At 63.5% G+C, this 15,873-nt stretch carries 14 protein-coding genes; 6 read left to right on the forward strand and 8 right to left on the reverse strand.

Translation table 11 applies throughout. The features are described from left to right. Nucleotides 1-6: 6 nt before the first annotated feature. The 3 genes from LZ012_RS10665 to LZ012_RS10675 are packed head-to-tail and all read left to right on the forward strand — an operon-like array spanning nt 7 to nt 2,217. Nucleotides 7-201 carry a hypothetical protein gene (locus LZ012_RS10665; protein WP_275710567.1) on the forward strand — a complete coding sequence of 65 codons (195 nt, stop codon included), beginning with the start codon at nt 7-9 and terminating at the stop codon, nt 199-201. 49 nt (nt 202-250) lie between these two features. After that, the gene (locus LZ012_RS10670) at nt 251-1,177 is read left to right on the forward strand and encodes a DUF808 domain-containing protein (RefSeq protein WP_275710569.1); all 927 of its coding nucleotides are present in this window, start codon (nt 251-253) and stop codon (nt 1,175-1,177) included. Next, entirely contained in the window at nt 1,174-2,217 is a 1,044-nt protein-coding gene (locus LZ012_RS10675) for a serine endopeptidase (protein ID WP_275710571.1), read from the forward strand. The genes LZ012_RS10670 and LZ012_RS10675 overlap by 4 nt, the downstream gene beginning before the upstream one ends. A gap of 196 nt (nt 2,218-2,413) precedes the next feature. On the opposite strand, the gene LZ012_RS10680 is transcribed toward LZ012_RS10675, so the two are convergent. Next, a complete protein-coding gene (locus LZ012_RS10680; RefSeq protein WP_275710573.1) occupies nt 2,414-4,513 on the reverse strand; it encodes an AAA family ATPase in 2,100 nt (699 codons plus the stop codon). 488 nt (nt 4,514-5,001) lie between these two features. Continuing rightward, nucleotides 5,002-5,580: a Spy/CpxP family protein refolding chaperone gene (locus LZ012_RS10685; protein ID WP_275710575.1), complete on the reverse strand. Its 579-nt coding sequence runs from the start codon at nt 5,578-5,580 to the stop codon at nt 5,002-5,004. Between the two features lie 135 nt (nt 5,581-5,715). Between LZ012_RS10685 and LZ012_RS10690 the strand changes: the two genes are divergently transcribed. Beyond that, nucleotides 5,716-6,912, forward strand: coding sequence for an RtcB family protein (locus LZ012_RS10690; RefSeq protein WP_275710577.1), 1,197 nt, complete (start codon nt 5,716-5,718; stop codon nt 6,910-6,912). Between the two features lie 12 nt (nt 6,913-6,924). On the opposite strand, the gene LZ012_RS10695 is transcribed toward LZ012_RS10690, so the two are convergent. The 4 genes from LZ012_RS10695 to LZ012_RS10710 are packed head-to-tail and all read right to left on the reverse strand — an operon-like array spanning nt 6,925 to nt 12,870. After that, entirely contained in the window at nt 6,925-7,467 is a 543-nt protein-coding gene (locus LZ012_RS10695; protein ID WP_275710579.1) for an SRPBCC family protein, read from the reverse strand. An 8-nt stretch (nt 7,468-7,475) separates the two neighbouring features. Then, the gene (locus LZ012_RS10700) at nt 7,476-10,565 is read right to left on the reverse strand and encodes an efflux RND transporter permease subunit (protein WP_275710581.1); all 3,090 of its coding nucleotides are present in this window, start codon (nt 10,563-10,565) and stop codon (nt 7,476-7,478) included. Continuing rightward, complete coding sequence (locus LZ012_RS10705) at nt 10,562-11,698, reverse strand: efflux RND transporter periplasmic adaptor subunit (protein WP_275710583.1); 1,137 nt, start codon at nt 11,696-11,698, stop codon at nt 10,562-10,564. Before LZ012_RS10705 ends, LZ012_RS10700 begins: the two co-directional genes overlap by 4 nt. Beyond that, a complete protein-coding gene (locus LZ012_RS10710; protein WP_275710585.1) occupies nt 11,695-12,870 on the reverse strand; it encodes a TolC family protein in 1,176 nt (391 codons plus the stop codon). The genes LZ012_RS10705 and LZ012_RS10710 overlap by 4 nt, the downstream gene beginning before the upstream one ends. Before the next feature lie 130 nt (nt 12,871-13,000). Between LZ012_RS10710 and LZ012_RS10715 the strand changes: the two genes are divergently transcribed. Together LZ012_RS10715 and LZ012_RS10720 are read left to right on the forward strand one after the other, a co-directional pair. Further along, nucleotides 13,001-13,684, forward strand: a complete 684-nt coding sequence (locus LZ012_RS10715) for a response regulator (RefSeq protein WP_275710588.1) — start codon at nt 13,001-13,003, stop codon at nt 13,682-13,684. Beyond that, nucleotides 13,671-15,059: a sensor histidine kinase gene (locus tag LZ012_RS10720; protein ID WP_275710590.1), complete on the forward strand. Its 1,389-nt coding sequence runs from the start codon at nt 13,671-13,673 to the stop codon at nt 15,057-15,059. The genes LZ012_RS10715 and LZ012_RS10720 overlap by 14 nt, the downstream gene beginning before the upstream one ends. A 10-nt stretch (nt 15,060-15,069) precedes the next feature. Here LZ012_RS10720 and LZ012_RS10725 read toward each other — a convergent pair whose 3' ends face one another. Next, on the reverse strand, nt 15,070-15,483 hold the full coding sequence (locus tag LZ012_RS10725; protein ID WP_275710593.1) for a secondary thiamine-phosphate synthase enzyme YjbQ: 414 nt from the start codon (nt 15,481-15,483) through the stop codon (nt 15,070-15,072). 7 nt (nt 15,484-15,490) lie between these two features. Next, nucleotides 15,491-15,859: a YajD family HNH nuclease gene (locus LZ012_RS10730; protein ID WP_275710595.1), complete on the reverse strand. Its 369-nt coding sequence runs from the start codon at nt 15,857-15,859 to the stop codon at nt 15,491-15,493. Nucleotides 15,860-15,873 lie beyond the last annotated feature (14 nt).

Below are 15,873 nucleotides of genomic sequence, written 5' to 3' on the forward strand. Positions count from 1 at the left end.
TCCGCCATGAATGAAGAAACCAAACACCAGCCTGCTCCCTATCGCGAACGCGGCAGGGACCGGCGTTCCCGCACCGGCATCGAGCCGCCGCCGTTCATGACCCGCGAGGGTCTGGTCGAGGTAGAGCGGCGCTCGCCCTTCGACCGCCGCGCCACATGGTTGCGCGAGTTTTCCATCGATATCCCGGCTGTTTCCCACTGAACTTGCGCGCGCCGCGGTGGCGCCGCCCTGATTGAGAACGGAGTTCCCAATGGCCGGCGCCAGCCTGCTTGTCCTGATTGACGATATAGCGACGATCCTCGATGACGTCGCGGTGCTGACCAAGGTGGCGGCACAAAAGACGGCCGGCGTGCTCGGCGACGACCTTGCCCTCAATGCCCAGCAGGTGGCCGGCGTGGCAGCCGAACGCGAGCTGCCGGTGGTGTGGGCGGTGGCGGTCGGCTCGCTGAAGAACAAGCTGATCCTGGTTCCCACTGCGCTGGCCATCAGCGCCTTCATCCCGTGGGCGGTAATGCCCCTGCTCATGCTCGGCGGCCTCTACCTATGCCTGGAGGGCGTCGAAAAGCTGGCGCACAAATGGCTGCACAGCGCCGAGGAAGATGCGGCGCACCACGCCGAGGAACTGGCGGCGGTGGCCGATGAAAGCGTCGATCTGGCCGCCTTCGAGGCGGACAAGATCAAGGGGGCCATCCGTACGGACTTCGTGCTGTCGGCCGAAATCATCGTCATTGCGCTGGGCACCGTGGCCGGGCAGCCCTTTGCGTCGCAGGTCGCTGTTCTGGCCGGCATCGGCGTGATCATGACGGTCGGCGTCTATGGCATCGTCGCCGGCATCGTGAAGATGGACGACGTGGGCGCCTGGCTGCTGCAGAAAGGCTCAGGGGCGGCCAAGGTTGTCGGCAAGGGCCTGCTGCTCGCCGCCCCGAAACTGATGCGCCTGCTCACCGTGCTCGGTACGGCGGCAATGTTTCTGGTCGGCGGCAGCATCCTGGTGCACGGTATTCCGCCGCTGCATCACGCCATCGAGCACGGCGCCGCCATGGCCGGGGCATTGAGTGGCGTGGCCGGGATGGTGCTCGATGCCGTAGCCGGCATCGTTGGCGGCGTGCTGGCACTGCTCGGCATGCAGGCATTTGGCGCGGCGCGCAAACTGGTTTCGGGAGGAGCGAAGGCATGAGCAAGGCACTGCGTTTGTCGGAGAAGTGGTTCCGTTTCGGGCTGTGGCTGGTCGCTTTTGTCTTTGCCAGCTTCCTGATCGGGCTGGGCGGAACGGTCGTCGCCAACCTGCCCAAGGTCGAACACCGCTACGAACTGGACGATTTCATCGACAAGCCGGCCGCCGAAAAGCTGCGCACCGAACTGCGCGCGCTGCAGGAGAAACGGCAGGTGGCGCAGGACGCCCACGACCAGGCCCAGCTGAAGGTCAATGCTGCCCGCGCCAATTCAGGGGCGGCGCGCGACACCTTCAACAGCTGGCTGTCCACCCGCCATGCTACCCAGCGTCCGGAACAGGACCGCGAACTGATTGAACGGACTCAGGCGCTGGAGGAATTGAAGATACTCGAGCGCAAGGCGCTGGCCGATGTCGAGCGCCAGCAGCAACACCTCCTCGACGCCCGCCAAGCCGAGGCGAGGGCGCAGCGGGACCTGCACGAACTGGAAAAGGACGCCTCGGAAAAATTGAATGTCGAACTGCGCCACCAGGAACTGCGCGTATTCGGCTACCGCCTGCTGCTCACCCTGCCGCTGCTCGGCGCAGCCGGCTGGCTGTTCGCCAAGAAGCGCCACAGCACCTGGTGGCCCTTCGTCTGGGGTTTCATCTACTTCGCGCTGTTCGCCTTCTTCGTTGAGCTGGTGCCCTACCTGCCGAGCTACGGCGGCTATGTGCGCTACGTGGTCGGCATCGTCATCACGGTGCTGGTCGGCCGCTACGCCATCATCGCCCTGAACCGCTACCTGGAAAAGCAGAAACAGGCCGAGGCCATGCCCGACGTCGAGCGGCGCAAGGAACTCAGCTACGACACCGCGCTGGCCCGCCTGGCCAAGAAGGTCTGCCCCGGTTGCGAACGGCCGGTCGATCTGGCCAATGCGGCCATCGACTACTGTCCGCATTGCGGCATCTGTCTGTTTGATCGCTGCGGCAAGTGCAATGAGCGCAAGAGCGCTTTTGCGCGCTTCTGCCACGCTTGCGGGGCGGCCGGGCAGGGCGAGGGGTGAAGGCGAAGTGCCAGAAGGGGCAGCCTTGCCAAATGTCGGGCATCGAACGATTAACAAAAAACCGTGTTTCGGCGGTTTTTTTCACCAGCTTTCGGCTGAACCGGATAGTCCCCAGACGACTATAGGTACTCAAAAATGGCCCGCACCGCAAGCGGGGTGAAGATAACGCTAGCCTTGTTTAGGACGATTGTTCAATTCAATGGGCCTGCACCGCCAATGAACCGTCCTCGAATCGACGTATTTCGGCCAGCGCCTCAGCCAGGCCCATCTCGCTGTCTTCCAGCAATCTATCAACGAGGTATGCGCTGAGGGCTTTTTGGCCGCTAAGGATATTCATGGTTTCAGCATACAGACGCTCACTTTGCGTCTCCATGATCGTCCGGGTTTCCTCATCCAGATCGCGATTGTCTCCACGGCCGTCTCGCGAAAGCGACCCGAAGTTCAGGCGCGTGTTGCGATACATGCCGACTTCCGCCACGGCGTGGTGAAGAAGCTTGGTAACTCGCGAAATGTCGTTGTGCGCACCATTGGTCACCCCTTCCTCACCGAAGAACAACTCTTCATTGGCCATCCCGCCCAACAGCACGCGGATGTCGTGCTCGATGTCGCCTTTGCTCTTCAGTAGGTTATTGCCTTGCTTGTGGAAGACAAACCCCAAAGCGTTGTTGCGCGGATTGGCCTTCAGGGAAATCTTGATCGTCTTCATATCGGCAAGGATCTGTTCCCAGTCGTCGTTTGTTCGTTTTCGCTCATAAGCCAGATCAACAAGAAAATGCCCCCATTCGTGCACCGCAATGATGCGGCGATCGCGTTCCCTTTCCATGGTCGTATCGGCGTTCACGTTCCCCACCAGAACACGTTCCGCCGCTTGCATCAAGGTGTTTTCATCGATCATGCCGCCGGCCTTCACCGCGAGTATGCCGGCCTGGTTGATGATCGTCTCTAGATCGGCCGGGCTTCTCCCTTCGGTCACTGCCACCAGGTGACGTAGATCCAGGTCTGGCAGCACCTTGTCGGCACGCCCATCCAGATAATGCGTAATGATCGCCAGGCGTTCCTCCCTGTTGGGGTGACGGAAATCCACCTTCATCTGGAAGCGACGCAACATCGCTTCGTCCATCTGCATCGTTTCGCTATTGAAATTGCTCGCCACGATCCAGATGATTTCCGTGTCGTTCAGACTGCGCACGCCGTCCAGGACGGACAACAGCGTGTTGGCGGTGTCGTCGTCGAACTTGCGTCGGCCGCCACGCTTCATGAACAGATCCTGCGCCTCATCCAGAAAAATGATGCATTTTTTACGTCGGCGAGCCATCGCCACGATACGGCCGAGTGTGTTGGCCCCACCGGCAACGAAGCCGGTTTCCAGATTGGCGGCGGAGTGGAACAGGATGGGAAGCTTCAACTCCTTGGCCAGGTAGCTGGCCAGCTTGGTTTTCCCAGTTCCGGCCGGGCCGCTGAACATGACGTTGAAGGGCTTGTCGATCCCATAGTCGGCATATTCGGTGCGACGCTCGTACTGGTCCATGATCTGAAAGACCTCGGCCTTGATGTCGTCCATGCCCACAAGATCATCGATCGAGCCTTGTATCTGCGAAGCCTCGATGAATTTCAATGACTTGAATTGTTCCTTGAATTGGAAGTAAAGAAAGGTCAGCAGTCCTATGGTCAGCGTGCCGGACAAAATCCCGCTGATACTGGCTTTCCAGCCGTCCTTTTCCATTTGCGGACGCGCGTTGGCAAAGTGGAGGTCGAGGCGTTCGAATAACTCCAGATTCGTCGGACTCAAATCGCCCCGCGGAATAAACAGCAGCTTGCTGCCCCAAGGAGCGGAGGCCGCTTTATCGGTGAAAATCCGCGTCTCCAGATCACTGGGGTAAAAGGCATATTGCTTGCCCGCAGACTCCACCAGCGCAATTCGCTCCGATACGTTCCACATCACCGGTTCGTAGACAATGGTGATGCGGTCGATCGTGTGGGTTTCAAGAAATGGCAGGATGGAGCCAACCCCAAACACGACGGGGAGCTTGTCGTTTAGCGGACCAACCACATCGCCGGCTTTCCCCGCCGCCGCCATTGCCGAGATTTCAAGACGGATCGCGGCCTGCTTGCGAACCAGGTAAATGGAATAGATACCACTCGCGACGATGGCGAGGCATATTGCAACTACTGCTAGGCGAGTGAGCCGGGATTGGGCTGCGAACCAGTCGAAAAGGCGGCTCCAAAGTTTCTTCGCTGCGTTATTGAACCTGCCCCACCAATCGAGCGTGGCTCCTGATTTCGCTCTGTCCGACATGCCGATCCTTGGTTATGGCGCATCTGATCCGAAAAGCGTTTGCCAATCCCCGTTTGGATCGGCAAGGGCCACATAGTGGTCCTGGACGGCGCCAAAGCTATATCAAGTGGCTTTGATCGGATTTTGGGCGTTGCGGTTCAGTCCGGGCGCAATCGGAGCGAACTATCGATTGCTATGTGCGCTGCCACACAGAGGCGCCGATTGGGGAAGAGTAAAACAAAGACGCGTGGGGAATTCCCTGTACCGCATATGGAATCTCAACTCTTGGAAAGGGATTTTCGATGAACAATATCGTTTACATCGTCGGCTTGGTGGTGATCGTTATTGCGGTCCTGTCGTATTTTGGCATGCGCTAAATACTAGGGGCGGCCTAGCACTTTGCTTCGGGCTTCTTTGCGGTGGCGGTCGACAGGATGATTGCATCACCCCAGTACGGGTTGTCGATTTGTCTCTTTAGAGAATGACAGAAAAGGGCGAAAGGAAGCTTGCTACATGCGACCAAATCCGCCGCCCATACCGCCACTTGGGCCTTTCATGCCGCCACCCCCCGGCCCTTCGCGACAGGGGTTGCTGCGTTCGCCACCACCCGCACCGCCTAGAGCGGAATAAAGTGCCGGCACGGTGCCGGGCAGCGTCTGATCGGCGGTTTTCTGCTGGCTTTCGTCGAGTGCGCCGTAGAGCTTGCTCGCTGTTTCCTGGATTTCCTCCATTGCGGTCAGGCGGTTGCGGACTGTGTCGACCGTCTCGGCGATCTGCTGCATGGCAGTCTGCTTGCGGTGATAGGCCTGCAGTTTCATCTGGTCGGCCATGAGGGCACTGATTTTTTCGACGTAGGCATCCCACAGGACGGTCTGCCCGGGCGTGAGTTTCAGGGCTTCGGCGGTAAGTTGCAGATGGTTATGGGTTTGCGCCACGACGGTATCGGCGCCACGTCCGCCCATGCCGGCCGCTGGGCCGTCCATGTCGCCGCCACGCCCGCCGCCCGGGCCGCCCCGGGCATCGGGACCGGAGGCGCAGGCGGCGAGAAGCAGGGGGACAAAAACGAGCGAGAGGATTCCGTGTTTCATGGTGGCGGCGGGTAGTGGAGACCGGGTGATTCTGGCGGCCGCCGGCGTTAATCCGGGTTAAGGCCCGGTAAGTGTTTGTATTGCCCGGGGAGCGGATTTGCTAACCTGTGCGCCTGTTCGTCTGTTGCCTGCATCGTGCCCGTTTCCCAAACCCTGAAAACCTCCGGTGTTCCGGTCAAAATCTGGACCGCGGACGTCGACGAGGCGTCGCGCCAGCAGTTGGCCAATATCGCCAGCCTGCCGTTCATCCATCATCACGTGGCGGCGATGCCGGATGTCCATCTCGGCATCGGGGCGACTATTGGTTCGGTGATCGCCACGCACCAGGCCATCGTGCCGGCGGCGGTCGGCGTCGATATCGGCTGCGGCATGGTGGCTTGCCGGCTGTCGATCGGGGCCGGGCAACTGGACGAAAAATCGCTGAAGAAAGTGTTCGAACAGATCAGCCGCGACGTGCCGGTGGGCAAGGCGCAGCATGAAGACGACCGGGCACTGACGATGGCGGCAAGGCCATTCGAGGCGCGCCTGAAGGCAATGACGCACAGCCATCCACAATTGCTGAAGCGGTTCGGCAAGTTCTCGAAATGGGTCAATCAGCTCGGCACCCTGGGCGGCGGCAACCATTTCATCGAGGTCTGTCTCGACGAGGCGAACCAGGTGTGGGTCATGCTGCATTCCGGCAGTCGCGGTATCGGCAATGCGCTGGCCAGCTATTTCATCGAATTGGCCCGTACCGACATGGAGCGCCTGCAGGTGCAGTTGCCGGACCGCGACCTGGCCTATTTTCGGGAAGGCAGCGCGCATTTCGACGATTACGTCGCAGCTGTGCATTGGGCGCAGGAGTATGCCTACGCCAACCGGGAATGCATGATGGACCTCGTGCTGGCCGGCCTCAAACGCCATCTGCCCGATTTCACGGTGACCAGCGAGGTGGTCAATTGCCACCACAACTACGTGGCGCGGGAGCATCACTACGGCGCCGACGTGTGGGTCACCCGCAAGGGGGCGATCCGGGCGCGGGCCGGCGATCTGGGCATCATTCCGGGCAGCATGGGTGCGCGCAGCTACGTGGTGCGCGGCAAGGGCAATGTCGAAAGCTTCGATTCGAGCGCCCACGGTGCCGGCCGCCGGATGAGCCGCAATGCGGCGGCACGCTCCTTCACCGAAGCCGACCTGCGCCGGCAGACCGCCGGCGTCGTCTGCCGCAAGGACAAGGGCGTCATCGACGAGATACCCGGCGCCTACAAGGATATCGACGCGGTGATGGACAACCAGCGCGACCTGACGGAAGTCCTGCACACCCTGAAACAGGTGGTGTGCGTCAAAGGCTGAGCATCGGCGTTCTTAGTGGCGCCGAAACATTTCCTTGGTCAGTGCGTTGAACTGCTCGGCCAGTTCGTGCTGCATAAAATTGGTGCCCAGCGAGCTGGGAATCCAGCTTTCCGGTTCGATTTCGATGTGATATTCGATGCGGGTGCCGTGCTCCAGCGGCTGGATGCGCATTTCGCTCTGCATGCGGCGGGCCGATCCGGCCAGGGAACGCGACAGGATGCGCTGGCCGTCTACTACCTCGATTTGCCGCATGCTTTCGTAGGACATCGAAAACGGCCCGAACTTGACCTTGCCGCGCTGGGCGACCTGATAGCTGTTGCCCTGGTTGGCGACGATGCGGCTCGATTCCAGCCCCGGCATGAATTCCGCCATGTGGTCGAAGTCGGTGAGGACGGCGAGGACGATGGCCGGCGGGGCTGGGGTGCGGACGCGCAGGCTGGCGGTATAGCTGCCGTCCTTGTAGGCAACCGTGACGTCGTCGTCGGTCAGCGCCAGCCCGGGGCGGGCCAGGCCGGCCAGCAGGAGCATCGACAGGACACGCAGGCTGGCCGGCATGGCGGTGGTCAGTGCAGGGCGCGGGCCAGCCGCGGATGGGTGGCGACGTAGTAGTAGAGGGCGGGCAGCACGAACAGCGTCAGCACCGTGGCCGAGATCAGGCCGCCGATGACGACCAGCGCCAGCGGACGCTGGGTTTCCGAGCCGATACCGTGCGACAGCGCCATCGGCAGCAGGCCGAGCATGGCGAGCAGGGCGGTCATCAGCACCGTGCGCAGGCGCGACAGGGCGCCCTGGAAGACCGCCTGGTAGTCGTCGAGCTTCTGCTGCTTCAACTGGTTGATGTAGCTGACCATCACCACGCCGTTGAGCACCGCCTGCCCGAACAGCGCGATGAAGCCAATGGCGGCCGACACCGACAGCGGTATGCCCGAAATGAGCAGGGCGAAAATGCCGCCGATCAGCGCGAAGGGGATGTTGCAGATGATGATCAGCGCGTCCTTGAACGACTCGAAGGCATCGAACAGCAGCAGGAAGATCATCAGGATGGACAGCGGCACGACCAGCATCAGGCGCTTCATGGCGCGTTCCTGGTTCTCGAACTCGCCGGACCAGGTGATCGAGTAGCCTTCCGGCAGCTTGATGTCCTTTGCGTGGTTCTGCATGTCGGCGACGACGCTGCCCATGTCGCGGTCGCGTATGAAGACGCCGATGGCGACGACGCGCTGGCCGGATTCCCGGGCGATGTTCATGGCGCCGCTCGCCATCTTGAAATCGACCAGGGCGGACAGCGGCACCTGCGCGCCGTTCGGCGTCGGTACCAGCACTTCCTTCAGCTTGTCGAGCTGGCGCGACGGCTCGGCCAGGCGGACGACGACGCTGAAATGACGGTCGCCTTCCCACAGTTCGGTCGCCGCCTTGCCGGCCAGCGCCGTTTCGACCACATCCTGCACGTCCATGACGTTCAGGCCGTAGCGGGCGGCGGCGGCGCGGTCGATCTCCAGCCGGTATTGCGGCAGGTCGCCGTCGCGGTCGATGAAGGCGCGGACGACGCCCGGCACGTTGCCGATCTTGTCGAGCAGCTGGTTGGCGTGCAGCTTCAAGGTGGCGGTATCGTCGCCGAACAGCTTGATGACGATCTGGCCGTCGATCTGCGAAATCGATTCGAGAATCTGGTCGCGCACCGGCTGGCTGAAGGTCGGCTCGATGCCCGGCATGTCGTTCAGCTTGTCCTCCATCTCGCGCACCAGTTGATCCTTGGTCATGCCCTTGCGCCATTGGCTGTCGGGTTTCAAGTCGACCAGCATCTCAGTCATGTTGATGTTTTTCGGGTCGGTGCCATCCTCCGGACGGCCCCCCTTGGAAATCACTGCGTTGACCTCGGGGAAGTCGGCGATGATGCGGCGCAGCTTGCGCAGTTCGCCTTTCGCCTCGTCGATGGACACCGAGGTCGGCAGCGTGATGTTGATCCAGATCGAGCCCTCGTTCAGTTCGGGCAGGAACTCGGTGCCCAGCTGCGGCACCAGCGCGGCGGTGATGGCCAGCGCCGCCACGGCGACGGCGAGCACGCGCTTGGCGTGGGCGAGCACCCATTTGAGCGCTGGTTCGTAGCGGTTCATGAACCAGTGCATCAGCTTGGTTTCTTCGTGCGGCACATGCTTCCTGAAGGCGATCTTGGACAGGAAGGGGACCAGCGTCAACGACAGGATCAGCGAAGTGATCAGCGCGGCGACCACCGAGTAGGCCATGGGCGCGAAGATTTTCCCTTCGTGGCGCTGCATGGTGAAGATGGGCAGGTGGGCGACGATGATGATGATCATCGAGAACACCGTCGGCCGGCCGATTTCGACCACGGCCTCCTGGATTGTCCGCGTATGCGGCCGGTGGTCGTCGTCGCGCTTGGCTTCGCCGAGGCGCCGGAAAATGTTCTCGATGACGATCACCGCGCCATCGACGATGATGCCGAAGTCCATCGCCCCCAGCGACAGCAGGTTGGCCGGGATGCCGACCAGCGACAGCCCGGTGAAGGTGCCGAGCAGGGCCAGCGGGATGATCGAGGCGACGATGCCGGCGGCGCGCAGATCGGCGAGGAACATGTAGAGCACCAGCGTGACCAGCACGGCCCCTTCGAGCAGGTTCATGAAGACGGTTTTCAGCGTCTTGCTGATCAGCCACGAGCGGTCGTAGAAGGGCACGATCTGCACGCCATGCGGCAGGCCGCCGTTGTTCAGTGCATCGACCTTGGCCTTCAGCGCGTCGAGGACCATGGACGGGTTTTCATCCTTGCGCAGCAGCACGATGCCGGACACCACGTCGTCCTGGTCGCCGTTGGCATCGCTGATGCCGACGATGCCCTGTTCCGGTACGCGCGATTCGACCACCTCGGCGATGTCGCGGACCAGGATGGGCGTGCCGTTGTTCTCGGCGACGACCACCTGGCCGATATCGGCCGACGACCGGAGGAGGCCGAGCGAGCGGATCAGGAACTGCTGGCGGCCCTGGGCGACGGAGCCCCCGCCGGCGTTGGCGTTGGCCCGCTGCAGGGCGTTGAACAGCTGGCCGAGGGTGATCTTGTAATCGCGCAGCTTGGGCAGGTTGGGGCGCACCTCGTACTGGCGGATCGGCCCGCCGAGCGACACCACGTCGGCGATGCCGGAAACCTGCTTGATCTGGCGGACCACCGTCCAGTCCTGGATGGCGCGGATCTCGCTGGGCTTCAGGCCGGGAGCGTCCAGGCGGTAACGGAAGATTTCGCCGGTGGCGGTGGCCGGCGGTGCCAGTTCCGGTTCGACGCCGGGCGGCAGGTCGAGACCGCGCAGGCGTTCCTGGACCAGTTGCCGGGCCATGAACAGGCTGGGCTTTTCGTCGAAGGTGACGACGATGAAGGACAGGCCGAACTGCGTGTGCGAGAACATGCGGATGGAGTTCGGCACGCCGGAAAGGGCGATTTCGAGCGGAATGGTGACCTGCTTCTCGACTTCTTCCGGGGCGCGGCCGGGGTAGAGCGAGATGACGGTGACCTGGGTGTCGGTCACATCCGGGAAGGCCTCGATCGGCAGGGAACGGAAGGAGGCGGTGCCAATGCCGATGAACAGCACCAGCCCGAGAATGATGAACAGCGGCTGATTGAGCGCGAAATGAACGATGCGCTTGATCATTTGGCCGCCTGTTTTTCAGCGGTATCCGGTTTGGCTTCGGGCTTGAAATACTTGAGCAGGTGCAGGCTGCCTTCGACGACCACCTTGTCGCCTTCCTTGACGCCGGCAGTGAGGTCGATCAGGCCGTCGCGCTCGGCGCCGGCCTCGACCGCCTGGCGGCGATAACGGCCCTGTGCCTCCTCGACAAAGACGTAGCGCTGCTTGCCGTACAGGAAGACGGCGGCGGCCGGGACGCGCAATGCCGCGGTCGGCTCCAGTTCGACCAGGGCATTGACGAACATTTCGCCCTTCAGGCGGCGGTCAGTATTCGGCACTTCGCCGCGAACCTTGATGGTCCGCGTGCTGGGATCGACGAAATCGGCGACGTTGCGAATGACACCCTTGAAGCGTTCGCCCGGGTACTGCTTCGATTCGATCAGCAGCGGCTCGCCTTTCTTCAGCTTGGCCAGGTCGGCTTCGCCGGCATCGACCTGGATCCACAGGCTGGCCGGATCGGTGACGACGAAGAGTGGTGAGCCGGACTGATCGGGGCGGAATTCCTGGCCCGGATTGAGATTGCGCTCGACCACGACGCCGGCTAGCGGGCTGCGCAGGGCATAGGTGCCGTCGCCTTCGCCACCCAGGCCGGCAACGCGGCGGCTGGCCCGTTCGGCTTCGGCCTTTGCGGCGATAGCGGCGGCTTCGGCCTGTTGCCAGTCCTTTTCGGCAACCACGCCGGCTTCGCGCAGCACGCGGTGGCGCTCCAGAGCCTGTGTAGCGACCTGTGCATCGGCGCGCGCCTTGCGGGCATCGGCCAAAGCCTGGCCGTAGTCGGGGGAGCTCAGCACGGCCAGGGACTGGCCGATTTTGACCGGGGCGCCGACATCGACGGCGATGCTTTGCACGCGGCCGCCGACCTGCGGGAAGACGCGCACCGTCTTTTCCTCGTTCCACACCAGGCGGCCGGGCAGGCGCAGCGTGCCGCCCTTGTCCTTTTCGACGGTGGCGAGCTTCAGGAAGGTCGCCTTGTCCGGCTCGGCGAGGACGGCGACGTTGCCGTCAACCTTGATGGCGGCGGCCTTGGGCGGCTCGGGTTCGGCGGAACAGCCAGCCAGCGCCAGCAACAGGGTGAGCAGAAGAGGGTTCAGCTTCATGGGTTTTTCCGGAATTCCGCCTGGACCTGCCAGTCGGACAATGCTTTGGCGTAATCGGCTCGCGCGCTGGCGGCTTCGATCTGGATCTGGCGCAGGGTGCGGCGGGCGTCGAGCAAGTCCATCAGGCCCATGGCGCCCTTGCCGTAGGCGAGTTCGGCCGCCTTGGCGACACGCTCGGCGTCGGCCAGCAGGCCACCTTCGAGGCGCTGCATGCGATCGCGCGAGGCGAGCAGGGCGTTGCGCGCCTGGGCGACCTGGCCGATGGCCAACGCCTGCTGTTGGTCGTATTGCAGGCGGGACGCGTTGTAGTCGGCTTCGGCGCGGCCGATTTCGCCTTCGTATTCGTGCCAGACGAAGAGCGGCACACTGACGCCGATGCCGTAGCTGTTGGTCGGCGCATTCTGCAGGTTGCGTTCGTATTGCACGCCGACCGTGACATCGCGGTTGCGCTTGGCGCGGGCCAGGTCGCGGTCGGCTTCGGCGGCGGCCATGCGTTTCTGGGCGGCGGCGAGGTCGGGGCGCTGGTCGAGCGGGGCGGCGTTGAGGGCAATCGCTTCCAGTTGCGGCCAGTTGTCGGCGGCGACGAGCTGCTCGGCTTCGTTATCGCGGCCGATCAGGTAGGCCAGCATCTGCTGCGCCACCGCGAGATCGGCCTGGGCCTGGCGGGCATCGGCTTCGGCGCGCGCCTGGTCGATCTGCAGGCGGGACACGTCGACCGGCGCCAGATCGCCGGCTTTCAGGCGCAGGCGGCCGGCGGTGGTGCTCTTTTCGTAGAGCGCCGCCGATTCGCGGGCCAGCGCCAGCTTTTCCTGGGCCAGGCGGAGGTTGTAATAGGCTTGGCGCAGGTCGCCCAGTTGCTGGCGGGCCGTGTCGTCGCGGTCGAATTTGGCTGCATCGACGCGGGCTTCGGCGCCCTTGATGCGCAGGTCGCGCTTGCCGCCGCGTTCGACCAGCTGGTCGAGGCGGAACTGGGTGTCCATCTTCTTTTCTTTGAGCGATCCGCCGCCAAAGCCGGATTGCGGGCTGATCGACAGGGCATTGATGGTCAGGTCGGGATTCGGCCGCTGGCCGGCGGTGCGGACGTCGGCACTGGCTCCGGCAACAGCGGTTTCGGCCAGTTTGAGTTCACGGCTGTGCTCGCGCCACAGCGCTTCGGCTTCGTGCAGCGTCAATGAGGCGCCTGTTCCTGCGAAAGCCAGGCCAGGCAGGGATAACAGGAGAATCAGGTGGCGTCGCATCGAGTCAAACCAAAAGTCGGCGTGCTATCGTATGGAGCTTGCCTGACCGATTTCTGACCGACCGATGCGTATCCTGCTCATAGAAGATGATGCCCTGCTGGCCGATGGCCTGGCGCGTACCCTGCGCCATGCCGGCTATATCGTGGACCTGGCTGCCGACGGGCGGACGGCCGACGGCTTGCTGGCCGACGAAAGCTACGACCTGGCCATACTCGACCTCGGCCTGCCCGGGCTGGACGGCAGCGAAGTGCTGCAACGCTTGCGGGCTCGTCGCCAGCAGACGCCGGTGCTCGTGCTGTCGGCCCGCCTGGCGGTCGAGGAGCGGGTGCGCCTGCTCGATCTCGGCGCCGACGACTACGTCGTCAAGCCGGTCAGCCTCGACGAGCTGGAAGCGCGGGTTCGCGCCCTGATCCGGCGCGGCCAGGGCGGCGGGGCGGTGCCCGATGTCATGCTCGGTCGCCTGCGTCTCGATACGGTGGGCAAGCGGGCCTGGCTGGACGACACGGCGCTCGATTTGAATGCCCGGGAATGGGCGGCGATGGAATTCCTCGCTACGCGGGTCAATCGCATCGTCAGCAAGGAGCAGCTGATGCAGGCGCTGTACAGCTGGCAGGACGATATTTCGCCCAATGCCATCGAAAAGCTGATGTCGCGCTTGCGCAGCAAGATCGAGGTGGCTGGGATCACTATCCGCACTGTGCGCGGCCTGGGCTACTACCTCGAAAAGCCGGACGATGCCGGCGCCTAATACCACCAGCCTGCGCTTGATGCTGATAAACCGGCTGTTGCCGGCGATGTTGGCATTGCTGCTGCTGGGTGCGCTGGCCGCTTACGTGGTAGCCCTGCGCGCGGCGACCAAGGCTTACGACCGCGGTCTGCTCGATACCGCCTTCACCATCGCCGAGCAGTTGCGGGTGGTCGACGGCAAGCTGCAGCTGCCGCTGTCGCAGCAGGCGAGGGCCGTTTTGCTGACCGACAAGTTCGACCGCATCTTTTACGCCGTGCACAGTACCGGCGGCGAATTGCTCGACGGCAATCCCGAATTGCCGACCCCGCAATACGAGACCTGGCTTCAGCTCGGGGACGAAGGGCGCTGGTATTACGACGGGGTGCTCGACAACGTGCCGGTTCGCCTCGCTGCCTATCAACGTCGCCTGGGCGAGCAGAGCGTGACGGTCATAGCCGGCGAGACGCTGGTCAAGCGGCAGGAACTGGTGCGCGACATCCTGCTCGGCATGATGCTCCCGGAGATTCTACTGGTCGTCGTGGCGGGAAGCGTAATCTGGTTCGGCGTCCGTTCCGGCTTGCGGCCGCTCGACTACCTGCGGGGTGAACTGGCCGACCGTTCACAGGCCGACCTGCGGCCGGTTACCGCCGACGTGCCGGAGGAAATGCAGCCGGTGGTCACCGAAATCAACGGCCTGTTGCGCCGTCTGGAGCAGGCTTTGTCCAGCCAGCGTAATTTCGTTTCCGACGCGGCGCACCAACTGCGCACGCCGATTGCCGCGCTGCTTGCCCAAGTCGAGGCGGCCCAGCACGAGGCCGGGCGCTCCGAAAATGGCGCCTTGCGCGGCATCCATGCCGCTGCCGGGCGGCTCGGGCACCTGGTAGAACAGTTGCTCGCCTTGGCCCGCGCCGAGCCCAGCCTGGCGCAGACTTCCACGGTGGTGTCGCTGGTCGATCTGGTCCGCAACGTGGCCGAAAGCTGGCTGCCGAAAGCGATCGGCAAGGATATCGACCTCGGTTTCGAGCTGAGCCCGGCGCTGGTCGTCGGCAACGAAGTCCTGCTCCAGGAACTGCTGGCCAATCTGCTCGACAACGCGCTGCGCCATACGCCGGTTGGCGGCATCGTCACCGTGCATTGCCGGTCGGCGGACGGCAAGGCCTGGCTGGGGGTTGAGGACAGCGGGCCGGGTATCCCGGAAAACGAACGGCAGCGCGTTGGCGAGCGCTTCTATCGGCCGGCCGGCCAGATCGGCGATGGTTGTGGCCTCGGCCTGGCTATCGTGCGCGAAATCGCCCGCCAGCATCATGGCGAACTGCATATCGGCACCTCGGAAAAGCTGGGCGGGGCGCTGCTGCAAGTCGAACTACCGGCCCGAACCGTTGGGGCGGCAGGGTAGTAGCTGACCGTTAGCCGAGCAGGGTCACCACGATCTCGCGCTGCTGCCCTTGCGTGCGGTGCTCGAACAGGTAGATGCCCTGCCAGGTGCCGAGCAGCAGCCGGCCCTCGGCGAACGGTACGCTGATCGACACGCCGGTGAGCAGGGAGCGTGCATGGGCGGCCATGTCGTCGTCGCCTTCCATATCGTGGCGATAGGCCGGGTCGCCGTCCGGCGCCCAGCGCTGCATCAGGGTTTCCAGATCGCGGCGTACGTCGGCATCGGCATTCTCGGTAATTGCCAGGCCGCAGCTGGTGTGGCGCACGAAGACGTGGGCGATGCCGCTGCCGGCGGGCGCATTGCGGACCAGGCGTGCGACCTCGTCGGTGATGTCGATGGAACCGCGGCCCTTGGTGACGACGGTCAGGCGGTGCTGGTCGGCCATGGCGTGCTTATTTTTTGTCCTTGAGCAGCGATTGCAGCGTGGCAAACGGGTTGTGCGTTGCGCCACCGCCCCGGCCGGTGCGGGCATCGGTATGGCCGCGGTCGGCCTCGATCTGCTTCTGGTGCTCGTTGTCGTGGCAGTAGAGGCACAACAGTTCCCAGTTGCTGCCGTCGGACGGATTGTTGTCGTGGTTGTGGTCGCGGTGATGGACAGTCAGTTCGCGCAGGTTGGCGTGGGTGAATTCCCGGGCGCAACGACCGCAGATCCACGGGTAGAGCTTGAGCGCCTTTTCCCGGTAGCCCTCGGCGCGCGCGTCGGCAGCCTTGCGGGCATCGAGGACAACCTGGTCGAGGCGGGCGTGGTCTATCTGTTTCATGGCGTTCTCCGTTG

Source organism: Dechloromonas hankyongensis (assembly GCF_022012295.1).
Classification (GTDB): domain Bacteria; phylum Pseudomonadota; class Gammaproteobacteria; order Burkholderiales; family Rhodocyclaceae; genus Azonexus; species Azonexus hankyongensis.